This is a genomic window from bacterium (assembly GCA_016708315.1).
Classification (GTDB): domain Bacteria; phylum Zixibacteria; class MSB-5A5; order CAIYYT01; family CAIYYT01; genus JADJGC01.
Genome location: JADJGC010000023.1, coordinates 376,905 through 402,867 on the forward strand (window position 1 = coordinate 376,905; position 25,963 = coordinate 402,867).

At 52.0% G+C, this 25,963-nt stretch carries 20 protein-coding genes and 1 pseudogene; 11 read left to right on the plus strand and 10 right to left on the minus strand.

Going from position 1 to position 25,963, the window contains the following annotated elements; translation table 11 throughout:
- Positions 1-134 precede the first annotated feature (134 nt).
- Entirely contained in the window at positions 135-3,272 is a 3,138-nt protein-coding gene (locus IPH59_13970; GenBank protein MBK7092805.1) for an amidohydrolase family protein, read from the plus strand.
- Positions 3,272-4,567, plus strand: coding sequence for an amidohydrolase family protein (locus IPH59_13975; protein MBK7092806.1), 1,296 nt, complete (start codon positions 3,272-3,274; stop codon positions 4,565-4,567). The genes IPH59_13970 and IPH59_13975 overlap by 1 nt, the downstream gene beginning before the upstream one ends.
- 229 nt (positions 4,568-4,796) lie before the next feature.
- Here the strand turns inward: IPH59_13975 and IPH59_13980 are convergent, their stop codons facing one another.
- The 7 genes from IPH59_13980 to IPH59_14010 all read right to left on the minus strand — a co-directional run bounded on the left by IPH59_13980 (position 4,797) and on the right by IPH59_14010 (position 9,813).
- Complete coding sequence (locus IPH59_13980; protein ID MBK7092807.1) at positions 4,797-5,189, minus strand: DUF559 domain-containing protein; 393 nt, start codon at positions 5,187-5,189, stop codon at positions 4,797-4,799.
- Positions 5,190-5,634: 445 nt separating this feature from the next.
- On the minus strand, positions 5,635-6,447 hold the full coding sequence (panB, locus tag IPH59_13985; protein ID MBK7092808.1) for a 3-methyl-2-oxobutanoate hydroxymethyltransferase: 813 nt from the start codon (positions 6,445-6,447) through the stop codon (positions 5,635-5,637).
- Entirely contained in the window at positions 6,448-7,110 is a 663-nt protein-coding gene (locus IPH59_13990; GenBank protein MBK7092809.1) for a deoxynucleoside kinase, read from the minus strand.
- On the minus strand, positions 7,103-7,561 hold the full coding sequence (gene folK / locus IPH59_13995) for a 2-amino-4-hydroxy-6-hydroxymethyldihydropteridine diphosphokinase (GenBank protein MBK7092810.1): 459 nt from the start codon (positions 7,559-7,561) through the stop codon (positions 7,103-7,105). Before folK ends, IPH59_13990 begins: the two co-directional genes overlap by 8 nt.
- A 32-nt stretch (positions 7,562-7,593) precedes the next feature.
- The gene (folB, locus tag IPH59_14000) at positions 7,594-7,956 is read right to left on the minus strand and encodes a dihydroneopterin aldolase (protein MBK7092811.1); all 363 of its coding nucleotides are present in this window, start codon (positions 7,954-7,956) and stop codon (positions 7,594-7,596) included.
- A complete protein-coding gene (locus IPH59_14005) occupies positions 7,949-9,133 on the minus strand; it encodes an aminotransferase class I/II-fold pyridoxal phosphate-dependent enzyme (GenBank protein ID MBK7092812.1) in 1,185 nt (394 codons plus the stop codon). The genes folB and IPH59_14005 overlap by 8 nt, the downstream gene beginning before the upstream one ends.
- Entirely contained in the window at positions 9,130-9,813 is a 684-nt protein-coding gene (locus tag IPH59_14010) for a class II aldolase/adducin family protein (protein MBK7092813.1), read from the minus strand. Before IPH59_14010 ends, IPH59_14005 begins: the two co-directional genes overlap by 4 nt.
- A gap of 497 nt (positions 9,814-10,310) precedes the next feature.
- Between IPH59_14010 and IPH59_14015 the strand changes: the two are divergent.
- The 3 genes and pseudogenes from IPH59_14015 (at position 10,311) to IPH59_14025 (ending at position 15,180) form a co-directional block, all read left to right on the plus strand.
- Positions 10,311-12,630, plus strand: a pseudogene (locus tag IPH59_14015) (vitamin B12-dependent ribonucleotide reductase).
- A 371-nt stretch (positions 12,631-13,001) separates the two neighbouring features.
- Positions 13,002-13,943 carry a tetratricopeptide repeat protein gene (locus IPH59_14020; GenBank protein ID MBK7092814.1) on the plus strand — a complete coding sequence of 314 codons (942 nt, stop codon included), beginning with the start codon at positions 13,002-13,004 and terminating at the stop codon, positions 13,941-13,943.
- 199 nt (positions 13,944-14,142) lie between these two features.
- A complete protein-coding gene (locus IPH59_14025) occupies positions 14,143-15,180 on the plus strand; it encodes a hypothetical protein (GenBank protein ID MBK7092815.1) in 1,038 nt (345 codons plus the stop codon).
- Between the two features lie 135 nt (positions 15,181-15,315).
- Here IPH59_14025 and IPH59_14030 read toward each other — a convergent pair whose 3' ends face one another.
- Both IPH59_14030 and IPH59_14035 read right to left on the minus strand, forming a co-directional pair.
- The gene (locus tag IPH59_14030) at positions 15,316-17,502 is read right to left on the minus strand and encodes a hypothetical protein (GenBank protein ID MBK7092816.1); all 2,187 of its coding nucleotides are present in this window, start codon (positions 17,500-17,502) and stop codon (positions 15,316-15,318) included.
- Positions 17,503-17,559: 57 nt separating this feature from the next.
- On the minus strand, positions 17,560-18,198 hold the full coding sequence (locus tag IPH59_14035) for a LysE family translocator (protein MBK7092817.1): 639 nt from the start codon (positions 18,196-18,198) through the stop codon (positions 17,560-17,562).
- A 286-nt stretch (positions 18,199-18,484) separates the two neighbouring features.
- On the opposite strand from IPH59_14035, the gene IPH59_14040 reads away from it, so the two are divergent.
- The 4 genes from IPH59_14040 (at position 18,485) to IPH59_14055 (ending at position 21,889) form a co-directional block, all read left to right on the plus strand.
- The gene (locus IPH59_14040) at positions 18,485-19,117 is read left to right on the plus strand and encodes a hypothetical protein (GenBank protein MBK7092818.1); all 633 of its coding nucleotides are present in this window, start codon (positions 18,485-18,487) and stop codon (positions 19,115-19,117) included.
- Positions 19,114-19,857, plus strand: a complete 744-nt coding sequence (locus tag IPH59_14045; GenBank protein MBK7092819.1) for a hypothetical protein — start codon at positions 19,114-19,116, stop codon at positions 19,855-19,857. The genes IPH59_14040 and IPH59_14045 overlap by 4 nt, the downstream gene beginning before the upstream one ends.
- A 416-nt stretch (positions 19,858-20,273) precedes the next feature.
- The gene (acpS, locus tag IPH59_14050) at positions 20,274-20,654 is read left to right on the plus strand and encodes a holo-ACP synthase (protein MBK7092820.1); all 381 of its coding nucleotides are present in this window, start codon (positions 20,274-20,276) and stop codon (positions 20,652-20,654) included.
- 155 nt (positions 20,655-20,809) lie between these two features.
- Positions 20,810-21,889, plus strand: coding sequence for a class I fructose-bisphosphate aldolase (locus IPH59_14055; GenBank protein ID MBK7092821.1), 1,080 nt, complete (start codon positions 20,810-20,812; stop codon positions 21,887-21,889).
- 20 nt (positions 21,890-21,909) lie between these two features.
- Here IPH59_14055 and IPH59_14060 read toward each other — a convergent pair whose 3' ends face one another.
- Complete coding sequence (locus tag IPH59_14060; protein ID MBK7092822.1) at positions 21,910-22,185, minus strand: hypothetical protein; 276 nt, start codon at positions 22,183-22,185, stop codon at positions 21,910-21,912.
- Between the two features lie 120 nt (positions 22,186-22,305).
- Here IPH59_14060 and IPH59_14065 point away from each other — a divergent pair, with 120 nt between their 5' ends.
- Together IPH59_14065 and IPH59_14070 are read left to right on the plus strand one after the other, a co-directional pair.
- Complete coding sequence (locus IPH59_14065) at positions 22,306-23,736, plus strand: hypothetical protein (protein ID MBK7092823.1); 1,431 nt, start codon at positions 22,306-22,308, stop codon at positions 23,734-23,736.
- Positions 23,737-24,256: 520 nt separating this feature from the next.
- Positions 24,257-24,955: a methyltransferase domain-containing protein gene (locus IPH59_14070; protein ID MBK7092824.1), complete on the plus strand. Its 699-nt coding sequence runs from the start codon at positions 24,257-24,259 to the stop codon at positions 24,953-24,955.
- Positions 24,956-25,963 lie beyond the last annotated feature (1,008 nt).

Sequence of the window (25,963 nt, forward strand, 5' to 3'; positions counted from 1 at the left end):
TCTGGGACGACCGTCTCAACCAATAGCCGGCCAAAATATGATTGCCCGAAGCGAACTTTTTGATTATTAAAAGGTTACTTATTACTCAATTAATAGCCGGGGCGCCGCACATGTGACCATAGGAGCTTTGCCTTATGTACCGTCTTAAGCGCGCCGCACGAGCGACGCTTACACTAATCACTTTCCTATCAATCGCCGCATTCAGTCAAGTGATCAGCGCGCCACAATTCAAGAAATCAACACCCGAATACGGCATTCGCGACAAAGGCACCGCTCTCGTCGCCTTCACAAACGCTACCATTGTCGTCTCGCCCACCTTGACCTACGAAAAGGCAACGCTTCTGATTCGCGACGGCAAAGTCGCGGCTGTCGGCATCAATGTGACTATTCCCGCTGATGCAGAGATTGTCGATCTCGACGGCAACTTCATCTACCCGGCATTCATTGAACCATACAGCGAATACGGACTCGAAAAAGCTCCTCCTTCGCGCCCCGATCGTGGTGGCGCTCCTCAATATGAAGGTCGTCGCGTCGGTGTCGACTCCTGGAATGATGCTATTCTCTCTGAGTTCAATTGGATTACTGACTTCCAGCCAAACGCCGGCGACGCCAAGGACTTCATGGAAGCCGGTTACGCTGTCGCTCAAGCTTGCCGTCTTGATGGTGTCTTCCGCGGTCGCGGCTACGTAGCACTGCTCAACGACGGACTCCCCAATGATCAAGTGCTCGTCCCATACGCACGTCAGTTCGTGTCATTTAACAAGGGTTCTTCGCGGCAGGAATATCCAAGTTCGCAAATGGGCAGTATCGCCCTGATTCGTCAGACCCTTTATGATGCCGACTGGTACGCCAAGGCACAGGAGTCATTGCGTCGCAATCCAACGCAAACTGCGATCGAAACCAATCTCTCGCTTGCTGCATTGACCGGTATCAAAACTGATGGCGTAATCTTCGATCCCGAGGATGAACTTTCGCTTCTGCGCGCCGACAAAATCGCCAAAGAGTTTGGCATCAATCAGATCTATCTCGGCAGCGGATTCGAGTATCAAATTCTCCCGCAGGTAAAAGCTACCGGCGCATCAATCATCCTTCCGCTGAACTTCCCGAAAGCACCCTATGTCAAAACCGCCGAGGACGCTCTCGACGTCTCCCTTGCCGATCTGCGCCATTGGGAGCGCGCACCGCGCAATCCGGCAGTTCTTGAACAAGGCAAGATTGAATTCGCTTTTACCACCACCAAGCTCAAAGACCGCAGTCAACTGCTCAAGAATCTCCGCACCGCAATCAAGTATGGCCTGACGAAACAGACCGCGCTTGCTGCATTGACCACAGTTCCTGCGAAGCTTTGCGGCGTGGCCGACAAGACCGGCACGCTCGAAACCGGCAAACTTGCCAACTTCATCATCCTCAGTCACGATCTCTTCGATGAGGACGCCGCCATCTACTCGGTCTGGATTGCCGGTAAGGAAAACCGCCTCAAATCGCCGCCGAAATCCGATGTTCGCGGCAACTACAAGCTATCATTGCAGAACAACTCCTGGGAAATGCGCCTCGCAGGAAAACTCGCCAGTCCAACTGGAACGTTGGTAATCGGCGGTGCCAAGAAGAAACTCGGCGATCTCGACACCGACGGCGATCAACTCCAATTCACCGTCGAACTCGATACTGCCGGATACGAAGGCGTATTGCGCTTCTCCGGACTCCGCGCAGATCGCAGCTTCTCCGGAAACTGCGCTTTGCCCGATGGTCGTACCATATCTTGGTCGGCATCGTTTCAGTCTGAGTATTCCGAAGAAGCCGACTCTGCCAAGTCCGACGAAAACGGCAAAGGCAAACGCGACAAGAAAGAATCCGACGAACCCGACACTGTTATCGTATCGAAGCTCACTTATCCGAATCGCTCTTATGGCTTGTCCGAGCGTCCGGCGCGTCAAAATGTGCTGATTCGCAATGCTACCGTCTGGACTTCCGAAGATTCGGGAATCCTCGAAGCAACCGATGTGTTGATAGTCGACGGCAAGTTTTCTGCAGTCGGCAAGAACCTCACTGCTCCAGCAGGCGCATTGGTAATTGACGGCACCGGCAAACACGTAACCGCCGGAATAATCGACGAGCACTCGCATATCGCCATCGCCCGCGGTGTTAACGAAGGCAGTCACTCTGTCACGTCCGAGGTTCGCATCGGCGATGTCCTCAACCCCGAAGATATCAGCATCTACCGCACCCTTGCCGGCGGTGTGACAATGTCCCAGCTCCTGCACGGTTCCGCCAATGCCATTGGCGGCCAGGCACAGGTCATCAAACATCGTTGGGGCAGCGATGCCGACGGGCTGAAATACACACCTGCACCGCCATCGATCAAATTCGCACTCGGCGAAAACGTCAAGCAGTCCAACTGGGGCGACCGCCAAGTTATCCGCTATCCGCAAACTCGCATGGGCGTCGAGACAATCATGAAGGACGCCTTCATTACCGCTCGCGAATATGACGACGCCTGGAAAAAATACAACGCTCTTAGCGGCGCTGACAAACTCAAGACAATCTCGCCGCGTCGCGATATCCAACTCGATGCGCTGTCAGACATCATGAACTCCAAAATGTTCATCCACTGTCATTCGTATCATCAGACGGAAATCCTAATGCTGATGCGCCTCGCCGAAGAACTCGGTTTTCGCGTGCAGACTTTCACTCATATCCTCGAAGGGTTCAAGGTCGCTGACGAAATGCGCGAACACGGCGCTACCGCCGGCTGCTTTTCCGACTGGTGGGCATATAAGTTCGAAGTCTATGATGCCATCCCCTTCAACGCTGCACTCATGGTCGAGAAGGGCGTTGTCACCGGCATCAATTCCGACGACGGCGAAATGGCGCGTCGCCTGAATCAAGAAGCAGGCAAAACCATCCTTTACGGTGGACTTAGCCCCGAGGAAGCTATCAAGCTTGTCACAATCAATCCGGCAATCCAACTCAAGGTCGATGCTTTTGTCGGTAGTATCAAAGCCGGTAAAGACGCCGACTTCGTAATCTGGAACGGCAACCCCCTTTCGACCTATTCCATGGTCGAGCAAACTTGGATCGAAGGATGCAACTACTTCAGCCTTGCGCAAGACTCACTTATGCGCGCCGCCATCCTCGCCGAGAAGAGCGCTCTTACCCAAAAAGTTCTCAAGAGTGGTGGTGGTGAAAAAGACCGCGGCGACGGCGGTGGATTCAAGAAACCTGAACGAGAATGGCACTGCGAAGATGTCCACGATGTCTGGAGGAACGAATAATGAAAAAGCTCACAATTCTACTAGCGCTGTTTGTCTCCTCGATGGCATTGGCAAACTTCTACGTTCCCGGCAAGAAGCAAGATCACCCGATTCTCCTCAAAGGCGGCGACCTCTACACTGTCTCAGGCGGTGTATTGACACAAACCGACCTGCTTTTCGAAAATGGACGTATTACCCAAGTCGCCAAGAACATCCCCGCTCCGGCGAATACGGAAGTCATTGACGTTAGCGGCAAACGCGTTTACCCCGGCCTGATTGATGCCGCCTCAACACTCGGCCTCGCCGAAATTGATCAAGCCCGTGCTACACTAGACAAGAACGAGGTTGGCAACATAACACCTGAGGTTCAGAGCCACATTGCGTATAACCCCGATTCCGAACTAACTCCTACAGTTCGCTCCAACGGTATTCTAACCGCGCTCATCGCTCCCGAAGGCGGCACCATTAGCGGTCGCTCGTCGCTGATTAATCTCGATGGTTGGACCAAAGAAGACGCTATGGAGAGGATGAATGTCGGCCTTCACGTCAACTGGCCCAGTGCCGCGATCATCACGGCTTGGTGGTATGACAAAAGCGCAGAAGATCAGAAAAAGGACATGGTGGAAAACCGTCTCAAGCTCCGCGATGCCTTCGAGAGCGCCCGAGCCTACGCCAAAGCAAAGAAAGCCGGCACGTTGACACAGACCGATTTGCGTTGGGAAGCCATGGCTCCGGTCTTTGACAAACAGCTAACTGTCTTCATCAATGCCAACGATATGCGCCAGATTCAGGAAGCCGTCAAGTTTGCACTGGAGCAGGATATCCGTATCGTTATTGTTGGCGGCGCCGAGGCATATCGCATTGCGCCGCTGCTCAAACAACACAATATCCCCGTCATTCTTGGCCGCACTCAGGCTCAGCCTACGCGCGAGGATGACGACTACGATCTCGCATTCAAACTTCCGAGACTTCTCAAGGAAGCCGGCGTCCGCTTCTGCCTGTCACACAACTATTCAACCTGGGCGAGCCGCTCGCTGCCGTTCCAGGCAGCACAAGCAGTTGCATTCGGACTCGACCGCGAAACTGCACTGCGTTCGCTCACTCTGTCGTCAGCGGAAATTCTTGGCGTCGAGAAGGACCTTGGCTCGCTTGAGGTCGGCAAGAAGGCCACGATTGTCGTCTCTGATGGCGACATCTTCGACCCGATCACGCAGAATGTTGTCCACGCCTTCATCGGCGGCCGCAAAGTCGACTTGAACAACAAACACAAACAGCTCCACGAAAAGTATCGCGCCAAGGCCTACCCGGAACAATAGTTTCGCTCACCAAATGAGAATGCAGGTCTCACTCCGAGACCTGCATTCAACTTCCCGCTCTTGAATGTGGTGCGATTACCCTCTCCCCTCTGAAGTGATACTAAGACCACTACAATATCGCCTGCATCAGCAATGTCAATTCCCCTCTTGAGAGGGGTGGCTCGCCCGGGAACGGGGGGGGGGTGCCACCGGTGCGTAATCACTTCTGCGACGAGCTCGCCTGATTTCATTATCGAGACCCGCCGCGTTGCAAACCGTATCGCTCTATCCAATCACTAATCGCAGCTATCACTCCGGTCATGTTTTCGCGCACGTCACTATCAAGAAATCGTACGACATGTACGCCCAAAGATTCCAACTCTGCTTGTCGCTCTCGATCCGCTGATTCTGCTTCAACACCACTGTGCGTGACTCCGTCAATCTCAATCGCGAGCAGCAACTTAGGACAGTAGAAATCGACAATGTGTTTGCCCAGCGGTTTCTGGCGATGAAAGTCGTACCCCTTCATTTGACGGCCCTTCAACTGTAACCACAGCAGCGCTTCGGCCAAGTTTCCGGCACTTCGTAAGCGTCTCGCTCTTGCCTTGAGATGAGGATTGTATGGTATAAACTTGTTTCGCACTGTCAACCGTCGGCGGTTTGCGTTCAACACACCCCGTCTCGAGCCCGTTTTCTAACAACAGGAGTTCAGGAATCTTCGTCTGAAATCGTGCATAGTGTCACTACCTGTACCCAGCACGGGCTCGATCCACCCCTCTCAAGAGGGGAATTTTAACTCTACGTTTTGAACCATAGTGAATCTGTGATTTATCCGTCAATCCCTTTTTGCGTGTTTAGCTGATTCGTGATATCTTATTCTTTGAAGTCGACCGCGCGACTGCACTCCCCCATCGAGACGGTGTGTTTTCGCCGTTACCCGCAGCAATCGTCCTGGAGTGTATACAAAATCGGCACCAATGGCCCAGTTGATTCCCCTCTTGTCGAAGATCCCGCTTGCGGGAATAGGGGTGGCTCGAACGACTGATCCGCCGCGGCGGAGAAGGCGGTCGAGACGGGGTGTGTCCCCCCTACCCGTAACTCTCCGACTCCGAAGGATACTTGCCCCCGCGCACCTCAGCCACAAACTTCGCCGCCGCTCCCTGAATCAATTCCCCTTGTTTCATATATTGCCGGACAAACTTCGGCACAAAATCATCATTCATTCCCAGAATATCATTGACTACCATGATCTGTCCGTCGCAGTTGATCCCCGCACCGATACCGATCGTCGGAATCGTCAACGTCTTGCTGATCTCCTGCGCGATGTCGCTCTTCATCGCTTCGAGCACAATACTGAAACACCCCGCTTCTTCGAGCGCCTGCGCCGATTCGAGCAGGTAGTTCTTCCCGGCATCGGTCTTCCCTTGCACCTTGTAGCCGCCGAATTTGTTGATCGACTGCGGCGTCAATCCGATATGTCCAAACACCGGAATTCCGCACTCGGTAATCTTCTTGATCCGCACCGCCATCTCAATTCCGCCCTCGAGCTTCACACCGCCTGCACCAGCCTCAGATAGAAACCTGCAAGCATTGGCGACAGCATCAGCGTCCGAACTTTGGTAGGCGCCGAACGGCATATCCCCGATCACCAGAGCGTGCTGTGCGCCGCGTGCCACGGCATCGGTGTGACGCAACATCATATCCATCGTCGCCGACAAGGTATCGCTTTTCCCGTATAGCACCATATTGACCGAGTCGCCAACCAGTAGCCCATCGACACCGGCATGGTCAAGCGCACGTGCGGTATAATAGTCATAAGACGTTAGCCAGACGATCTTCTCGCCCTTCTTCTTCATGGCGCCAAACGATGTGGCTGTAATTTTTGAACGAACACTTGTCATTTAGATTCCTAACGATTGGTCCCCGCGGGTGAAATAACGCGTGCCTTGCCGCATCTCCGCGATCTGGTTGAAAATCTCTTCGAGATGATGTGAATTCTCCACGAAATCCAATTGATCAGTCTTGATCACCAATAGCGGTGTCCGATTGTAGTGGAAAAAATGATAGTTGTAAGCCTCGCTCACCTGTGTCAGATATTCCAAATCAAAGTTGCGTTCGTAAGTAATGTTGCGCCGCTTGATCCGCTGAATCAGCACCTCAATCGATGCCGTCAAGAACACCACCAGATCAGGTTTCGGAAGCGTTTTCTTCAAGAGGTCCGCAACCTGCTTGTATAGCGCAAGTTCTTCTTCCGTCAGATTCACCGAAGCAAACATCAGATCTTTCTCGAAAGTATAGTCCGCGACTATTCGCTTTTTGAACAAATCAAACTCGACCAACTCCCGCTGCTGCTGATATCGCGACAGCAGGAAATAGAATTGCGTCTGCAGCGCATAACGTTTGCGATCCTTGTAGAAATCCTTCAAAAACGGATTCTCCGTCGCTTCTTCCAGCACAAGATGCCCGCCGATTCGATCAGCGAGTATCTTGCAGAACGTGGTCTTGCCGACACCGATCGGTCCATCTACGGCTACATAGTGCAGGTGCGAAAAACGATCATCCATGATACAGTTCCACCAACTGGGTTTTGTCGGTTATGGCTTTGAGACACTCGCGATAGGGCTTGTGATCGACAATACAGAATGCATCCGGCGCTACGTCCAGAAGCGGCACCAAGACAAATCGCCGTTGACAAATCGACGGATGCGGCAACCGCAGATTCTCCGACTTGCTTGTCTGAAGGTGATACGTGAGAATGTCGATATCAATCACTCGTGGACCCTTCGGAATTTTCTTCATTGTATTAAGTCTTGTCTCAACCGCACGGGTTTTTTCCAACAATTCCTCGGCGGTGAGCAGAGTTCGAATCTCGACGACATTATTCAGAAACTCCGGCTGATCGGTCAAATCTACCGGCGACGTCGAGTAGAGCGCCGAGCGGCCAAGCAGTTCGATTGCGCCATCCTGCGTCAGCGAAGCCAGTGCTTCATCGATGTTTGCCGCGCGGTCTCCCAAATTCGAGCCGCAGGAAAGAAATATCGAAATGCTCAGCCTCGCGTTCTTTCCAATTCGACTTCGATGTGATCCAGATTTCCCGGAATCGGCGGAATCATCTTCCTCACGCGCACGACTACTTGTTCGATACGCGCATCGGTCAAGATCTGTTGCGCGATATCCTCGGCGATAGCCTCAATCAGCGAATATCGCTTGTTGTTCATGATATCTTCGACCGCCTGATATACAGCCGCATAGTTGACAGTATCAGAGAGTCTGTCGCTTTTGCCCGGTACCGTCAAATCCAAGAACAGCTCGCAGTCGACTTCGTAGCGCCGGCCCGTTTCCTTCTCGGCAGCGCTGACGCCGTGATAGCCGTAGAATATCATGTTCTGAAGTCGAATTACATCATTCATGGCGAATCCTCTTGATCTGCGAACGGATCGGTTGATAATGCCTGACAATCGCGTCCATCGACTTGCCAAGCGTACTGCTGTCGACATTCGCGCTGATGCGAATCCAGCCCTCGCCCTGCTCGCCAAACGCCGACCCTGGCGCAACCATGATCCCGCGCAAACGCAATAGCGAACGCGCGAAACTCAGCGATACTCTCCGATGCCGGAGCTTAATCCAAACGAATCCAGCATGACACACGGGATAGAACTCGATTCCCTCGCTCTTCAAACGTTCAACAATTACAGCGGTCCGTTTGCCGATTTCCTCGCGACACACGTTGATATGGTCTTCCAAGACTTTGGCAGATGCAAAATACCCTGCCACCGAGTTGACCGTCGCTTCCGACGGTTCCAGACTCAGTTGCTTTGATAACGTCGCCAGCGGCTGAATCAGCGTCTTCTTCCCGACGAGAGCCGTCAACTTGATATGCGGCGCACAGAGCCCGGTAGAGAAACTAAGTAACTCCAGTCCTACCCGAAGGCGTCTGGTGTTCTCGCAAAACAACTCCGGGCGCAGTTTTCCAGCCGAGGAAAGAGCATACGAAGAATCCGCTACAATCAGCAGATTCTCAGTCGCAGCCATCTTGCGCAGCCGCTCATAGAATGCCGTGTCGCACACGGCGCCGGTCGGATTGTGCGGAGAATTGACTACCATCACCCGCGAAATTTTGCCGGGACGCTCTTTCAGTGATTCAAGATTGGGAAGATAGTCCGATCGATGATACAGCGGATAGGTCGCTATCTTGGCGCCGAACAACAGCGCCGGTACCCGGTAGGCTTCGTAGCCGGGATCGGGAAGATAGAATACAGTATCCTGGTCCGCGAGGTACGCCGCCAAGATTAACAGCGCCACCCGCGCTCCGGGTAGAATCAGCATCTCGCGCGTCGGATCAATATCGACGCCGTGTTCTTTCTGAAGATACTCTGAGAAAACGTCTTTGATTTGTGCCGTAGTTGTCTTGGAAGCGGTCGCTTCACCGGCAAGAGGCACCTTGATTGAGTAACGCCCCAGATCGACCACATCGCGACCGCGTCGCCCGAGCGCCGCCTGCAAGTCGCGCAACTCGCTTAAGAAAGGCGCTGGCAGTCGCTGTACTCGTTCTGCCGAGGACAAAACGACTCGTCCCGAAATTCTCAATTTTCTCTCCGTCGGCGTTCGCGTGGGAACGGCATATTCTGAATCTCCGCATCGAGTTCGTCGAAATCTTCATCATCACGCTGATCGTTCAAATCACGCAATGTCCACAACTGCTCGGCAAGATACAGTGACTTCGCGCAATGCTCCGCCATCTCAAGACGATAAAACGCTTTCCACAAATCATCCGCGAGCGAAACCAAACCGTGTCTTTCAAGCAGATAGGTGTGATTCGAGCTGAGATACGATCCAAATGTCTCCGCCAGCTCCACCGAACCCGGTTCTGCATAGGGCACCAGCGGAATCTCGCCAAATGTCGCCACAAACTCCGGCAGCACCTCGCCCTCGATATCCATTCCTGCAATTGCAAACGCGGTTGCGTAACTCGGATGCGCATGCACGACGGCATTGATGTCTTTTCTGAGTTTGTATGCTGTCAAGTGGATGCGATACTCCGAAGATGGCGCAGGTGAGCCATTGCCGTTCTTGTTGTCGGATCTGATTAAAGCGATCTGCTGCGGTTTCAGGTATCCCTTGCAGACCCCGGCCGGTGTTATCAAAATCTCGCCGGAAGATAGCCGACAAGAGATGTTGCCTTCCATCCCAGCAATTAACCCCTTGCTATACAGCAATTTACCGATTTCGCAGATGGCCTCGCGTTGCTCTTTTTCGTCTTGGCTCAAGCTCTTGTTCCTCGCAAAATACAAGTTAGTCCTCACACCGTCGAATTGTCAAGGCAATTTCCTCTGTGCGGTTTCGTTCAATATTTACGGTGTCAAAATCGATATCATCAGCAAAATAGTCATAATTCCCAAAGGAAAAATCAGATTGCACTGACTAGGAAGTCCATTTTGATTTTGTAAGATATTTCTTAGCAATCGGTTAGAAATATCGACAATTTCCGCTTAGCTAACAAATTCCCAAATACGTATATATTGTGTAGCATAACTCATTGATACCACTACCTGTTGTGTTTTTTTAATTTTTATATTTGACACTTTTTGCCCTCGGCGATAACCTGTTCATCCCGTGCACGAAACCGTTTCGACGGACTCTCCGGGTGCGAGGTTAAGTCAAAAGTGATTTCCAACTGACAGGTTGGAGCTTAAACATGTAAATGCTTCGGGTGGCGTTCTCACCATTCGAATGGGTCTAAAATGTTCTACGAGGGAGAAGAACTATGCAAGGATTTCAGAAGAAAGCGCTAACCGAGAACGCTCTTCGCGTACTCGAACGCCGCTATCTCGCCAAGGATGACAACGGAATCATCATCGAATCGCCCGACCAGTTGTTCCGGCGTGTCGCCAATGCCGTTGCGCTTCCGGACAAAAACTATGGAGCTACCGACGAACAGGTCCTGGAGACTGCCGAAGTTTTTTACCAGATGATCGCCAATCTCGAATATGTGCCGAACTCTCCCACCCTGATGAATGCCGGCCGTCCGCTCGGACAGCTATCGGCATGTTTCGTTCTCCCTGTTGGCGACTCGATGGAAGAAATCTTCGAGACTATCAAGCACGCTGCCCTGATTCACAAATCCGGAGGTGGTACCGGTTTCTCCTTCTCGCGACTTAGACCCCGCAATTCGATGGTTGCCTCGACTTCCGGTGTGGCTTCAGGGCCGGTTTCGTTCATGAAAGTCTTCAATGCCGCTACTGAAGCGGTGAAGCAGGGCGGAACTCGCCGTGGCGCCAATATGGGCATCTTGCGTGTCGACCATCCTGATATCGAGGAATTTGTCTCTTGCAAGGATGATCTCTCCCAAATCACCAACTTCAATATCTCCGTCGCCATCACTGATGAGTTTATGCGCGCCGTCAAAGAGAACCGCGACTACGCGTTGCTTAATCCGCGTACCGGCGAACCGTACACCATCAACGGCCAAATCGTTACAAAGTCTGCGACCAAAGTATTCAGTACCATCATCGAACACGCCTGGCAAACCGGTGAACCGGGAATTGTCTATATCGATCGTATGAACGACCTCTCGCCGAATCCCGGCTACGAAGTCATTGAAGCCACCAACCCCTGCGGTGAACAGCCGTTGCCGCCGTACGATTCCTGCAATCTCGGCTCGATCAATCTCGGCACGATGGTCTTTGATGATCTCCCGCGCGACTACAATGCCAAGGTAGACCCGGCTCGCGGAGTCGATTGGGAACGCCTCAGAAAACTCGTTCGCGACTGCGTCCACTTCCTCGACAACATCATCGACGCCAACAAATATCCGATTCCGGAAATCGAAGAACAGACCAAACGCAATCGCCGCATCGGTCTCGGCGTCATGGGTTGGGCGGATATGCTGGTCAAACTGCGCGTACCGTACAACAGCGAAAAGGCTTTCGAACTCGGCGAGCAAGTCATGGACTTCATCAATTCTGAAGGCCACTTCTACTCCTCCGAATTGGCGCGCGTTCGCGGCAAATTCCCGAATTGGGAGCATTCGCGTTTTGAAAAAGACGGCGTCATCATGCGCAATGCCACGGTCACGACCATCGCACCGACCGGCACGATTTCCATCATCGCCGGCTGTTCGTCAGGTATCGAACCCTACTACGCCATTTCTTTCGTCCGCAATGTCATGGACAACACCAAGCTTGTCGATGTCAATCCACTCTTTGAAGAAATCGCCCGCAAGCGCGGCTTCTATTCGCAAGAGCTGATGGAGAAAATCGCCAACGACAATTCGCTGCAGAATTTCGATGAGATCCCTGCCGATGTTCGCGAATTGTTTATCACCTCTGCTGACGTCTCCCCGAATCATCACATTCGTATGCAGGCGGTCTTCCAGAAGAGCTGTGACTCTTCCGTCTCCAAGACCATCAACATGGATCACTCCGCTACTCAGCAGGATGTCTTCGACGCCTACTGGTACGCCTACGAACTCGGCTGTAAGGGCGTCACCATCTATCGCGACGGTTCCCGTCCTCAGCAGGTGCTCTCCACCGGCAAGACGCAGGACCCGACTGCGAAGAAGGATGAACCGAAAATCGAAATCGCCCAGCCGGTCTTGATGACTGTGCCGACTCCGTCCGTTCCGATGGCAGATGCCAAGGAAATTCAGGATCGCCCCGATGTGCTCGTTGGCATCACCGAGCGTATCCGCACCGGTTACGGCAATCTCTACATCACGATCAATACCCACAACGGCAGACCGTTCGAGGTCTTCGCGCAGATCGGCAAATCGGGTTGGTCGACCATGGCCGACACGGAAGCCATCTGCCGCGTTATCTCGCTCGCTTTGCGGTCCGGTGTTCCGGTCTCGGCAATCATCGAGCAGTTGGCCGGTATCGGCGGCGAGTCGCCGTTGTACCAGAACGGCAAGCTTGATCAAGTCGATTCCTGATGCCATCAGCATGGTGCTCAAGAAGCACTTTGGCGCCGGTGTCGATGAAGGCAAAGCTACGCAGTATCATGAATCATGTCCCGATTGCGGCACCCGCCTCGAACACGACTCAGGCTGTGTCACCTGCCGTAGCTGCGGCTTTAATAAGTGTTAGTGAGTTAATCAGTAGAATTCTGTTTTGTCAACGGCAGGTGGAAACACCTGCCGTTTTGATTTTAACGAGCTGTTGATCGAATCGGTAGCCCACCCGGAGCGAAGCGCAGGGTGGGATCCTCTTAAACCAGCACCACCAATTCCCCTCTTGTCGAAGATCCCGCTTGCGGGAAGAGCGGTGGCTCGACCACCCGAAGAATGAGGATGGTCGAGACGGGGTGTGTACCCGTCCGCAGCACGATATCTCCTGATCGGGTTAATTTGGCGCTGGCATCTTAGCTTTGAATCTCTCAAATTGATAATGCACCTGGTATAAGCAATCGCACTCGGCGCTTCGCTTAAGGTGAGCCATAGAGTTGTGAAGGAGAATCGATGCTATCACACTACCAGGGTAAGTTCCGAGTAAGCACCACTATTTCAATGGCGCAAAAATCGACTACATTGATGTTGATGTGCGTCCTGTTGATTCCTCTCTTCCAAAGTTGCCAGAAGTCGGCAGAAGACGACAAGCTTTCACGCATAAGTGTGTTAATGATGGAGTCAGAATCAAGTTTCCAGAAGGGGAATCTTGATCTTGCAGAGGCACAGCTGGACTCCGCTCTTGCGTTCATGAATAGTTCAGGCATGCAGTCGAACTACTTCAAGATTAAGTTGTTATTTGGTCGCAGCCATATCCTAAAAGCTCGAGGTAATTTGGGCGAAGCGGATTCATCATTTTCGGATGCACTCTTCTTAATTTCGGACAAGAGCATATCCGATTCACTCAGGGCGGATGTTTATCTCCAGAAGGCGATTCTTCTTGACGAACTCGATAGTATTTCCAGCGCGTGCAATTTCTATCTCAGATCGCTTGAACTGCGAGAACGAATCTATCCACCCAGAAGTATGGAAGTGGAGAACGGGCTTCTGTTTTTGTCCGTTTGCTATATGAAGCAGGGCAATTTTGAGGCTGCTCTACCGTTAACAACGCGCTTAATGAACTTGTCAGTTCGAAAATACGGAAGTCAGCATCTGTCAACCGCGGATGCAGTCAGTATGCGGAGCACTTGCCTTGTTGCACTTGGTTTGTACGAGGAGGCTGACCAGCTCTTATGGGAATTCTCAATGCTATTTGGGACACGTGAAAACGCGACTTCAAGACAGTACAGGGAGATATTGAGAAATCTCGCCTATGTATCAAGGGCTTTAGGGAAGAAGGAACAAGCCCTGAAGTTCTATGAGCAACTCAAAGAGATGCTCCATGCGCAAGGACTGGATTCAACGTCGGAGGCCGCAAAAGTCCGCAAAGAGGCTGAGAATGCTGCTGCAGATTAGCTAAGTAGGTCCGGCGCCTTTCATTCGGACGTCCCGCTGTTCCGTTCGTTCGTATATCACCACCACATCTCGACTCTCGTCAATCGCTCTTCCCCTCTCCCTGTTCTGGGAGGGATGTGAGGGCCAATTCAATACTTGACATAATTGTCCTCTTTCGTATTATGTAATTACAACTTTTCAATCCCCGGGGGAAAAGCCCATGCGTTACTTTTCATTAATCGCACTGGCGTTGGTTGTCGCGTTTGCCTGCTCTTGCAACGACAATCCAACTGAAGACAATCAACCGCAATTGCAAATCGGCACTCTGCCGCCGCTGCTCAATCAAGTTCCTACCGCACACACTTTTCGCCACCAGTTTTCGTTGGTCAATGCTGACAGCGCCAACACCTACGTCTGGCAAGTTTGGGCAGTTGATCAATTGCCCTCTGGCGTATTCGGAATCGACCAACACGGTTCTTTTGAGTTCACTCCGGAGGAAGCTGACTCTGGATTGACGTATGGCTTTCGCGTGCGGGTACTTCTTGACCACAAAGAACAGGACGTGCAGGAATTCTCCGTGGAGGCGACTGGAACCGAACCATTCGTGCTGCGCCTGCTGCAGTCAGGCCAGCCCTTGTCCCCCGGTTCTCGCGTTGACGTGTCCGTTGTGAAGGTGAGTGGCGAAATCGATTTTGGAAGCGTACAATTGATGTTCACTTACGATCCGGCGGTCTTAACACCGATATCGGCATCGCTTGGAATTGCGCCACTTGAATGCGGCTGGGAATACTTCACCTATCGGATTTTTGAAAACGGCGAGCATTGTGATTCTCAATGTGAAGCGATGATCGTGCTTGCTGCCGTAAGTGATGTCAATAATGGGTCGAGCCATCCAGAGTGTGCATTATTGCAGGACGGCTCAGAGCTGTTTCGAGTCACGTTTGACACCTCCAACGACTCGACTCTGGAATGCACATCAACTCCCCTTCAGTTCATCTGGATCGACTGTTCCAGCAATGCAGTTCATGGCAGTCGTGATCACTTTGAAACTCTCACTGTTGGATCTGCCGTTATGACCAGCGAATGGGACGGATCGTACCCTCTCGACCAATATCGAATTCAACGCTTTGATTGTGACTCGACATACGATGCGTCGCTCTCAGGATGGTGCGAGCGATACCGTTCCAATTGTTATGCCACCGAAATCGTCGATAGAATCATTTTCTGGAATGCCGACGTCCAGTTCATGGGTGATTGATTCCGTGCGCGGCAGACGTCCTCGTCTGCCTTTCGCAACCAAACTCGAATTAGAAGCCCTACCCCTCTCCCTCTTTAGGGAGAGGGGCAAGGGGTGAGGGCATTTAGCCGCGAGAGTGTTTCCTTATGTGGCCGCTCAACACGGCGCCGGTCCGCCGCTAAACAAGAACTGTATCAGATACACCGCATCCGAAATCGTCACACCGCCGCTGCAATTGGCGTCACCCGCAACTGCCGGAATCGGTACCGGACCACCGCCAAACACATAGTTCACCAGATACACGGCATCCACTACATTGAGTATCCCGTCATTGTTGCAATCGCCATAGTTGATCTTCTCATTGATTATCAACTCAAAAGAAACTCGATCAGTGTCGGGCGGCACCGCCGAATCTGTCACGCGCAAAGTGAAGTAGTAAGACGCTGGATAGGTCGGCGTACCGGAGATGATTCCCTGCTCACCGCCTGAGAAGTTTGTGCCGAACGGCAAATCACCGCCAAGAAACGCCCAGTTGTATGGCGGCGTTCCGCCGATTACATCCAGCACCTCGTAGTATGGCGTGTTCTCGGTGCCTTCCGGCAAATCGCGCGACACCATCGTCAGAGCGAACGGCACAGCGCCCGAATTTTCCAGCACCACGTTACCCGGGTCGAACGCGATCGCCGTCACGGAGTCGGCCAATTCGATTTGATATAACGTAAACTTCTTATCATTCCAGAGTGTATCGTCGATACTTCCGTTTGCCGTCTCAAAGCGCATTGGAATCGGCATCGTGAATGTCCCTGCGTTGTTCTGAATCTGCTCGATAATCAAATCGAGTCGATAACCGTCGCCGCTTGGCACGCATTGCCAGCTGTACACATAGTTGGGATTGCCGTGGCCGTAAATCCACTGCTGGAAGAACCAATCCAAGTCCATTCCGGATGCGGCTTCCATATAGCCCTGAAAATCTTCCGTCACCGCTGTGCCGTATTTGAGCGGTGAGTCGCCGTAGTTGCGCAGTCCAGCGAAAAACGCTTCGTCGCCGATCATATTTCGCAACATGTGCAGCACCCAAGCGCCTTTGTCATAAACGATCAGATCGAGAATGTTACCCGATTGCGTGGTGTCATAAACATAGACCGAACCATTGTTGAAGAATTCTATTCCGGTCATGTAGTTGGTCAACTCTTCTTTGCCCAACAGCGATTCGATAAAGAGACCCTCCGTATAGGTCGCAAACCCCTCGTTGAGCCAGATGTGGTGCCAGTCGCGCGTGGTGATCATATCGCCCCACCATTGGTGTGCGAGTTCGTGAACGATAATCAGCACATTGCCGACAGTACCCGGCGACATCGAGGTATTCGTCTGGTGCTCCATCGCGCCGCCCCACATGAAACACGACATCGCATACTTCTCGTTCTTGAAAGGATACTCGCCGAATATGCGCGACAGGGTGTCCATCGCAATTACCGAATACGGGTAAGTCTGTTGGGCGATATTGGTCACCGCTGGATACACCCAGTAGTCGATCGGCAGTGAATCCGTTTCCGTCTTAAGCGCCCAATCGCGCCAGTGATCGAACTCCGCAATCGCCACACTGACCAGATAGGTCGCAATCGGATAGCGCACCGACCAATGCGTCGTGCGGAAGCCGTCGAGATTATCGACATCGCTGATCATCGTGCCATTGGAGGCGCAGAACAACTCCGAAGGATAAGTGATGTGGAAATCAAGCGAGTCCGCCTTGTCATTGGGATGATCCTTGCCGGGCCACCACGAACGAGCATAAAAAGGTTCCGACAGGTTTCCGATAATCGGTTTGTTATCAAATTCCGTATAGTGCAATCCCCAGAAGTTAATTTCCTCTTCGTTCGCACGGTAGAAAGTTCTTACCGTAAATTTTTCCCCCGCCTGATACGTCCGATCCAAATTGACTCTAATAGTCAGAAAATCGCGACTGTATGTCGCCGGGGCGCCGTTGAGCATGATCGAGTCGACGACCAGCATCCCGAACAAGTCGATCTCGCAGACCGAAAGCGGCGCTGTAACATTCGCCGTCATTGCGACATTGCCGATCAACAGCGCGTTGGCGCGGTCAAACTTGAAGTCGAGGTCGTAGTACTTGACATCATACTTCTCCTGATCGACAGTGCCGCCGCGCGGCAACTTGGCCACATCGATCTGCGACTGATGTTGATGCGCGTTCTTGCCTTCGCGGCAAGCTTCATGTGCAGCGTGTGCGTCCGCAATCAGTTGATCCATGGGCGGCAGCTCACGCGCCTTCACTATTGACGCACTCAAGATCATCACCGCAATCAGCGCGATGACTCTCGTTATCATTTTCCGATTCATCCCGAACATTCTCTACTCCTATGTGAATTTTCCTGATAGATATGATTACCGCTTCTCCAAAGCGAGTTTCAATCCGAACGCGATTAACACTGTGCTCGTTGCGGCTTCCAATTTTCTCTTGATGCTCATGCGAGTGACAATTCCTCGCATCCGCGTGACAAATACCACGAGGCTGGCGAGCCAAATCGCCCCGACAAGTTGATGAATGCCTGCCAGCAGGAACGAACGCGAAACGACATCATCACCGGGGCTGATGAATTGCGGAAGAAACGACAGGTAGAACACTGCCACTTTGGGATTGAGGACATTTGTCATCAACCCTTCGACAAAGGCGCGTCGTGCACTCTTGCCGCTGCGAGCAACTGTTGTCGTCGCGTCTTCAACTTCACCTCTTGACCGCCACAGTGACCAGAGACCTTTCACACCGAGAAAGATCAGATACGCAGCCCCGAGCATCTTCACGGCATTAAACAGCTCTGCTGACTTCACCAGTATGATCGAGATTCCCAGTGCCGAAAACGAAGCATGCACCAGGCATCCGCAGATTATGCCCGCAGTCGTCGCCAAACCGGCGGTCTTACCCCCAGCCAGCGAGTTTTTCATTGTCAGGATTGTATCGTTTCCGGGGGTGATCGCCATGATCACCGATGCGATCGTAAACGCGACCAGCTGTTGATCCAGCATGTGCTTCCTTCCTGGGCTCTTCTATCTGCCGCAGCGACCTGTCATGCCGGGGCGTTAGTTGTCCGCTCTGACACTTAGAGCAAACTGATGGACTGAATACTTTGAGATACGGGGTCGAATCGAAATGGTTCAGAATTTAACATATTTTAAAATGAAACATTTTGTGCGGAAAACTGATCGCAAACTATGCAAAGCCTGCGCCAATTGCCGATATATCTAACTGTGGTACTGCATCGTACATACCGGATAGGTAGCCGATTGCAGCCGGAGCGCATTGGGGTAGTCTATGGCTAACTACATACCCAATGGCCGACTCTCGGCTGTCAATCATGGCAACTTGCGAATTGAGATTCAGACGGAATTCTCAAAATACCCCGAGCCGCGTGTAGCAACTGCGGTCAGCATTTCCGGTCAGGTCATCCACAAGATTCAAAAATCGTGGGGTAAGTCGATCGACTCCATCGAGGAAATGCGCACCGTCGAGGAGATAATCAACAAACAGCATAACGAGGTTACTGCGCTGGTACACGAACACGCCGCCACCCTCGTTGCCCACTCGAGTACCAACGCTGAGAAGTCGAGTCAGATGCACTCACCTGAAGTGCTCGAAAAAATCAAAAGTATTACCGAAATCCAAACCGCCTTCATTCTCACTGCTGAAGGCAAACTCGTGTCGATGCAAAAAGTCACCAAAGAGGCCGAACTCATTGCTGAGATGATCGGCAATCTCACCGAAGTGCTCTTCGACATTGCACGGACTACCAACATGGGCGAGTGCGAAGATTGCATCCTCAATCTCGGCACTCATGATTTGTTGCTGCTTCCGTACAAGGGCGGCTATCTCGCGGCGCTGATCGACTCCAAGGTTCGCAAGCGCGAAGTTCTCGATGCACTCTGGAAAATTGCGAGGGCGGCATGAACAAGATTATGGAGACCATCCGCGGCGTTATGGGCGTCTCCGGCGTTATCCTGTGGGAGAAGCAAACCAACGTCTTCCACAAATTGCTGCCGGCCCGTTTCTCCGCCACTGAGGGCGACGCCATGTGTACCCGTTTGGTGCAATTCTGCGGGCACTACCATCACGGTAAAGAGGTCAAAGCCAAGTTCAATAAGGGCTGGCTTTGGTTGCACAATGGCGACTCTTTTGCCCTGCTGATCATCGCCAAACCAGATCTGAACACAACCACGCTCAATCTCGTGCTCAAATCTTCCCTGTCGACCCTTGACTCGAGTCTGCGCCGGCCTTCGCCCAATCCAAACCTCCGGCAGATCAACTTCACAGTCGAGCATGTCGGAGCGATTGCGCGTGCAATCAATCTGGCGCTGGGGCATTTTCAGGGGCAGATTTCGCGCTTTGAGATCGCTGATGTCCTCCGTATGGCAAAGGACCAGCTTCTCGACCACTATCCCGTGCTCAAGCACTTCACGGTCGACGCCAACGGCGGCATTATCGTCATCAAGGGCGCCGAAAAGAATATGGATTCGACTGCCGTTGCTGCAGCCGCGCAGTTGATCGCGGTGTTCATACACATGGTCAGCTTCAAAGCCAATATCACCGGCTTCGACATCGAGAAGATTACTTTGGGATTACAGCTACCACTGTCGGAAATTGGATTCTACAATTACTTCGCATCAGCCAGGCGGCATGCGATTAAATAGGTGTCAGAGGGGCGGCCGGGTTAAATCAGCCTTAGATTTGAAAAAACTCCTCATCCAGTTACGGTAAAGGACTTTTAAAGCCACCACAGTTTTTTGCTCCCGCTACTCATCCTTGAGGGGAGAGGTCACGGCAGGACGCGCAACCATAATTGGGGGCGACCTTCATAATTGAGTTGTTAGAGATTTTTCAAATAAACCCCTCTCTAACACCTGCAAGAATATACGCTCGTTCTTGATTCGCACAATAACCTTTTGGTTAGAAACTGATTATTGTTCAAGCAGGCATGCAATTTGTATCACTTTCCGATTCCCGTCAACCCGTTGTCACATCAACACCTTCCATCAACTGACGCCTGACCCCTTGTGGGCGTCGTTATTTCCTTGCCCCTAATCGATAACCATTATATATGTATGTCATGACTCCAAACCTCCCCCAATCGGTTTCCGGTGTAGGTATCGACTTGCTCGACATCGACCGCATGAAACTCGCCTATCAACGCCACGGCGAAGCCTTTTTCCAGCGTGTTTTCACCAAGCAGGAGATCGAATTCTGTTCCTCTAAGCTCAATCCCTTTCCCTCCTATGCCGTCCGCTTTGCCGCCAAAGAGGCCGTTTTCAAGGCACTTTCGCAGGTCGGAATCCGCATTGTCCGCTGGCAGGATATCGAAGTCACCCAGTCAACCGACGGCGTCCCCGCTTTGTCGGTCATTGGCGCCGAGGATTACTCTTACCACCTGTCGATGAGCCACACGACTACCTTAGCGACCGCGATTGTCGTTATTGAGCGCAATCGCTGATACGATTTAATCTTGGAGCGCCTTGTCGCTTTCACTATTTTCACCATTGACCGGCTTGTTCTTTAGCCGATAGATTAAGGGTATAAGCTAATGTCGCCGGCAACGGCAACATTGTTCGGATGAAGATTGATTGTTTTCATACATGGAGGTAACTCATGCCGCTGAATCTAAAACAAATTGAATCGCTGCTTGGCCCGGATGCCAAAACCCTGCTGACGCACAAATGCAAAGGCATCCCCAAAAATCGCGTCCATCTGCCCGGTCCCGATTTTGTCGATCGCGTCCTTTCGCTCTCGGATCGCAATAACAATGTCATTCGCAATTTGAGCGCGATGCTCACGCATGGCCGTCTCTCCGGTACCGGCTTTATGTCGATTCTCCCGGTCGATCAAGGCATCGAACATTCCGCCGGCGCATCATTTGCACCGAACCCGGATTACTTCGACCCGGAGAAGATTATCGAACTCGCCATTGAAGGCGGCTGCAATGCTGTCGCTTCAACCTATGGCGTGCTCGGAATCATGTCGCGCAAATATGCCCACAAGATTCCGTTCATCGTCAAGATCAATCACAACGAGTTCCTCACCTATCCCAATGCATTCGATCAGGTGATGTTCGGCACAATCAAGGAAGCCTGGAACATGGGCGCTGCCGCTGTTGGCGCAACCATCTATTTCGGCTCACCGGAATCGCGCCGCCAAATTATCGAAGTCTCCCAAGCATTCACGATGGCGCACGAACTTGGCCTTGCCACCGTGCTGTGGTGTTATACTCGTAATTCTGCTTTCAAGATCGGCGATACCGATTACCATACCTCCGCCGACTTGTCGTCGCAGGCAAATCATCTCGGTGTGACGATTCAGGCTGACATCATCAAACAGAAGATGTCGGAAAACAACGGCGGTTTCCCGGCTGTTGAAAAGGCTGCCGGAAAGCCATACTCCAAGTGGAGCAAGAAAGTCTACGAAACGCTGACCACCGACAACCCGATTGATTGGGTGCGTTATCAGGTCGCCAATTGCTATATGGGTCGTGCGGGATTGATCAACTCCGGCGGCGCTTCGGGCAAGAATGACTTGGCGGATGCCGTCAAGACAGCCGTCGTCAACAAACGCGCCGGCGGCATGGGATTGATCTCGGGTCGCAAGGCGTTCCAGCGCCCGATGAAGGAAGGCGTCGAATTGCTCAACGCAATTCAGGACGTCTACCTCTGCGAGGACATCACCGTCGCGTAAGCCGTGTCATTCCGGCCCCGTTAAAACGCGGGGTAGACTTCAGCCGGAATCCAGTTCAGTTCAGTGCCCGCCAGACGTAGACGCTTGGCGGGTTCTTCAATTTGTCTAAGAAAGTCCCGTGAATCGGCGCTTTGCCCGCCACAATCCGAATTCCAATAGTTGTCAGGAACCACAGATCGTTCAGTTTCGGCTTGCGGCATTCCGGAACCGGCTAGCATCCGCGAGTTCTGGAGATTCCCTGCTTGCTCGTAGAGCAAGAATTCGTATAATATAGATACTCTTAGTTTATATTCCATAATCGACTACTGCGATTTAGCGATTGAATCATCGAGAAACTAGACTTGCGAGGAGAACCCATGTGCCCCTTCCACAGAACTTGGAACTTGCTCAGGTATGTACTGCTGGCGTTGCTAATATTGGCCGCACTGAATCCACCATCCTATGCCGCCAGTCAAACTACCACGACTTACCAGGGACGGCTGACTGATGCTGCCGGAATGCCATTAGACGGGGACTATCAGGTGACGTTTGCCCTATACGTGGATTCACTCAGCGTGAGTCCCAGCTGGCAGGAAACACACGAAGTGACTTGCATTGACGGACTCTTCACCGTCGATTTGGGAAAAACGTCGGCATTCCCCTACTGGGTTATTGGCGAATCGGGCGTATTCTTAGGCATCACGGTCGGGACTGACCCGGAGTTGTTTCCGCGACGCAGACTGACAAGCGCTCTTTCTGCTATGCGCGTCGGATCGATTGATCGTGCGGCTGGCGGTACAATCCTCGGAAATGTATATGTCACCAATTGGGTGAGTGGACAGACGGCGGTCCAGGCGTATGGCGGACTTCAGGGTGGACACTTTCAAGCGGCCGATCCAACGACGGATGCGGTTGGGCTCCGAGGATTTTATGGCGGTATTGGACCGCATGATGCTAAGGGAGTAAGCGGAGAAGCTGTTGCCAGCGATGGCTACGGTATCGGCGGAGAATTTACCGGTGGTTGGTACGGTGTCTATGCGCGAGGTGTCGTTCCTTCTTATAGCGAGTGGAGCCATACGGGAGTCCGTGGCATTGCCGAAGGCTATGCCGGCAGCAACTCGAATTACGGTGTCAGCGGCACGGCCGGCGGTGGTTTGTTCAGCTACGGCGTCAAAGGTTACGGATATCATAACGGCACGCCCGGCGCGAATACCTATGGTGTATATGGTAGTGCCGGTTATTTTGATGGTTTCGGCGCCTGGGCTGGATACTTTAACGGCTGGACTACCTGCAATGGCACTCTCGAAGTTATGGGCACGCTCATCAAGCCCGCGGGGTCGTTTCGCATCGATCATCCACTGGACCCCGAAAACAAGTTTCTCCAACATAGTTTTGTTGAGTCGCCCGACATGAAAAATATTTACGATGGCAATGTTGTTACTGATGCCAACGGCGACGCGACCGTCACCATGCCCGATTGGTTCTCGGCACTTAATCGCGATTTTTGCTACCAGCTGACTGTCATCGGTCAGTTTGCTCAGGCAATCGTCTCTGAAAAGTTGAACGGCAACCGCTTCTCTATCAAGACCGACAAGCCAAATATCGAAGTATCATGGCAGTTGACCGGCATCCGGAAGGACGCATATGCCAACGCACATCGGATTGAAGTGGAAGTCGACAAGAAACCGCAAGAGGTCGGGCTCTATATCGATCCGGTGGCTTTCGGCAAGGCGCCGGAAAAGCAGCTTCACTATAAAATGAATAAGGCCGCCGAAGATGATCGCAAAGCCGAAGACGAGCGCTCCAAAGCCAATGCAAAGAAACGCTCTACTCAATCGGAACTGCCTGCACCGACGCAGGAAAAGTAACGAATCTCCACAGGAGATGTAGTGCTCTACTCGACGGGTCCTGTCGCTCATTGATCGGGTCCACAACTCAGCGTGGATTCAAAGAGATTTTGGTGTCGTAGTGGAGCGATCTGAGCGCCATGCCATTCCCCAGAAGCTGAATGGGACAGAAATTCAGCTGAAATCAGTGCCCGCCAGTCGTCTACGCCTGGCGGGTTTTCTTTTCCGTGATGCGCGACGCTTGGTTCAATCTTCGTTGTTGCTCTGTTTCTTTTCTGTGACTCACTTTCGTTTCTCTTTCAAGCTCTTGCTACTCCAATAAATCGGCGTAGTCCGGCGCTAATCGCTTTCGGGAGCCACGAATGGAACCAAAAGAGGAAACAGTGCCCCAACAGTAAATCAGAGTTCGGCGCAAACTGGAATGGCGTATTGCCTCCGTGGCATCACCGCAATACCACACAAAAGTGGTACGCAATAATTGCGCTTGACAAATCGACTACCTTTTCCATTATCTTACTGCAAAATAGATGGAGTAATATACATGAAGGGCAGCGTCAGTAAGGGGACTTCAGAGATTCTGTCAACTGCATTGAATTTGCGGGACGACGATATTCGAGAGATCTTATCGACAAATAAGGGATTTGACAATCCACAACAGTGGATTGACTATGCTCGATTGCATGGATTTAAGGTTGTAAAAGCGCGACATCTACTTGAGTGCCCTGAGTGTGGCAGCCGGAGTTCGCGAGTTCTCGGCCAGTTTGTTTACTACAGCCAATTGTCGCGGTTGCGAAAATGTAGAAAATGCAAACTAATCTACTCAGACGTCGTGGTCGACAGCACAGTAATCCAAAACCATTTTGAGTCGGCATACAAGGACGTAGCATATTTCCAGCGGCGTCAGCGTACGATCTTCAACCACATCGTCGAGATTGTCGAAGAGAACTGCAGAGATCGATCTTCAGTGATTGACATTGGCGGGGGCATGGGTCATCTTGCTTCATTGATACGACCGAGGCGACCTGACTGTGAGATCACATTCAGCGACATCTCACAACGCTCCTGCGAGCATGCTAGCTCGTTCTTCGAAATCAACTCTGTCTGTTGTGCCCTTGAGAATTTGTGGCAAGAAGGCAGGCGCTACGATACACTTTTGATGGTGGATGTGCTGTATTATGTACAAGATCTGCCCGGCGCTTGGCGGTCCATTCTGCCTGCTCATCAAGTGACGCTGAATTGATCCTTCGAATTCCTAACAAGATTTGGTGGATTGAATTGCGTCAGTTTTTCCGTAGGCATATGCCAAGCGCCAAGATGATGGATCGAATCGTTGGGATGAACCCAGAACATCTTTACGTCTTCAGCCATTCATACTTGAAGCGTAAGCTAAAGGAGCTCGGATTCAAGTCTGTGAAATTCATCCCATCGCCGTTTACCGACTCTTCCAATCCAATAAAAAGCAGGCTCCTTCGCGTGGTCTATCTTGCAAGTGTATCAATTCACGCTGCAACGTTGGGACTGTGTTGTTTGACACCCAGTCAGATAGTTATCGCGCGCAGAAAATGAACCATGTCAGCATTGAAGACACATCTTCTGCGGGCCTGGCGATTTCCCCCCTACCACACCATAAAATAATCTGTAGCTACTATGTCGAGATTATTTTTAGCGCCTAATAGTAGAGGCACTGATGTTGCGTTGGCGACGTACAGTTGCCGCCCAGTAAGTGTGACTCGGCAAGTTCGCAACGGCCGTTGCGGTTAAACTAGTCACGACCTTGTCGACAACACTCGCCGGGGCGAGTCAGCAATAGGTAGCCCTTATTGCTGATGCAATGTGTATCGCTATCATGGCATCGGTTTCGGTGAATGGCTTTTGCTGTCCCGATTAACCCGGGTTACGCCGAATTATTGAGAATTCACAAGGAATGGAAACGATAGAAAGAAAGAGATAGAAAAGAAACAAGACTCAAGCTAAGCTGGATTCCCGCTGAAGTCTACCCCGCGTTTTAGCGGGGCGGGAATGACAAACCAGAGGCTATAACTTCCGCGGAAATGACACGCAGATAGATTTCTGCTGCCACGCTCCTATATCCAGCGTTGACAAAATCGCCATTTTTGACTATATTTGACCATAGCAAAATCGGACTTTGTTTAAACTGGGAGGAATCGATGCGAATTCTCGTCCTCAGCACCCTCATTGCTTTCATGTTGGCACACGGAGTGGCACCAGCAGCAGTGATAAACGTACC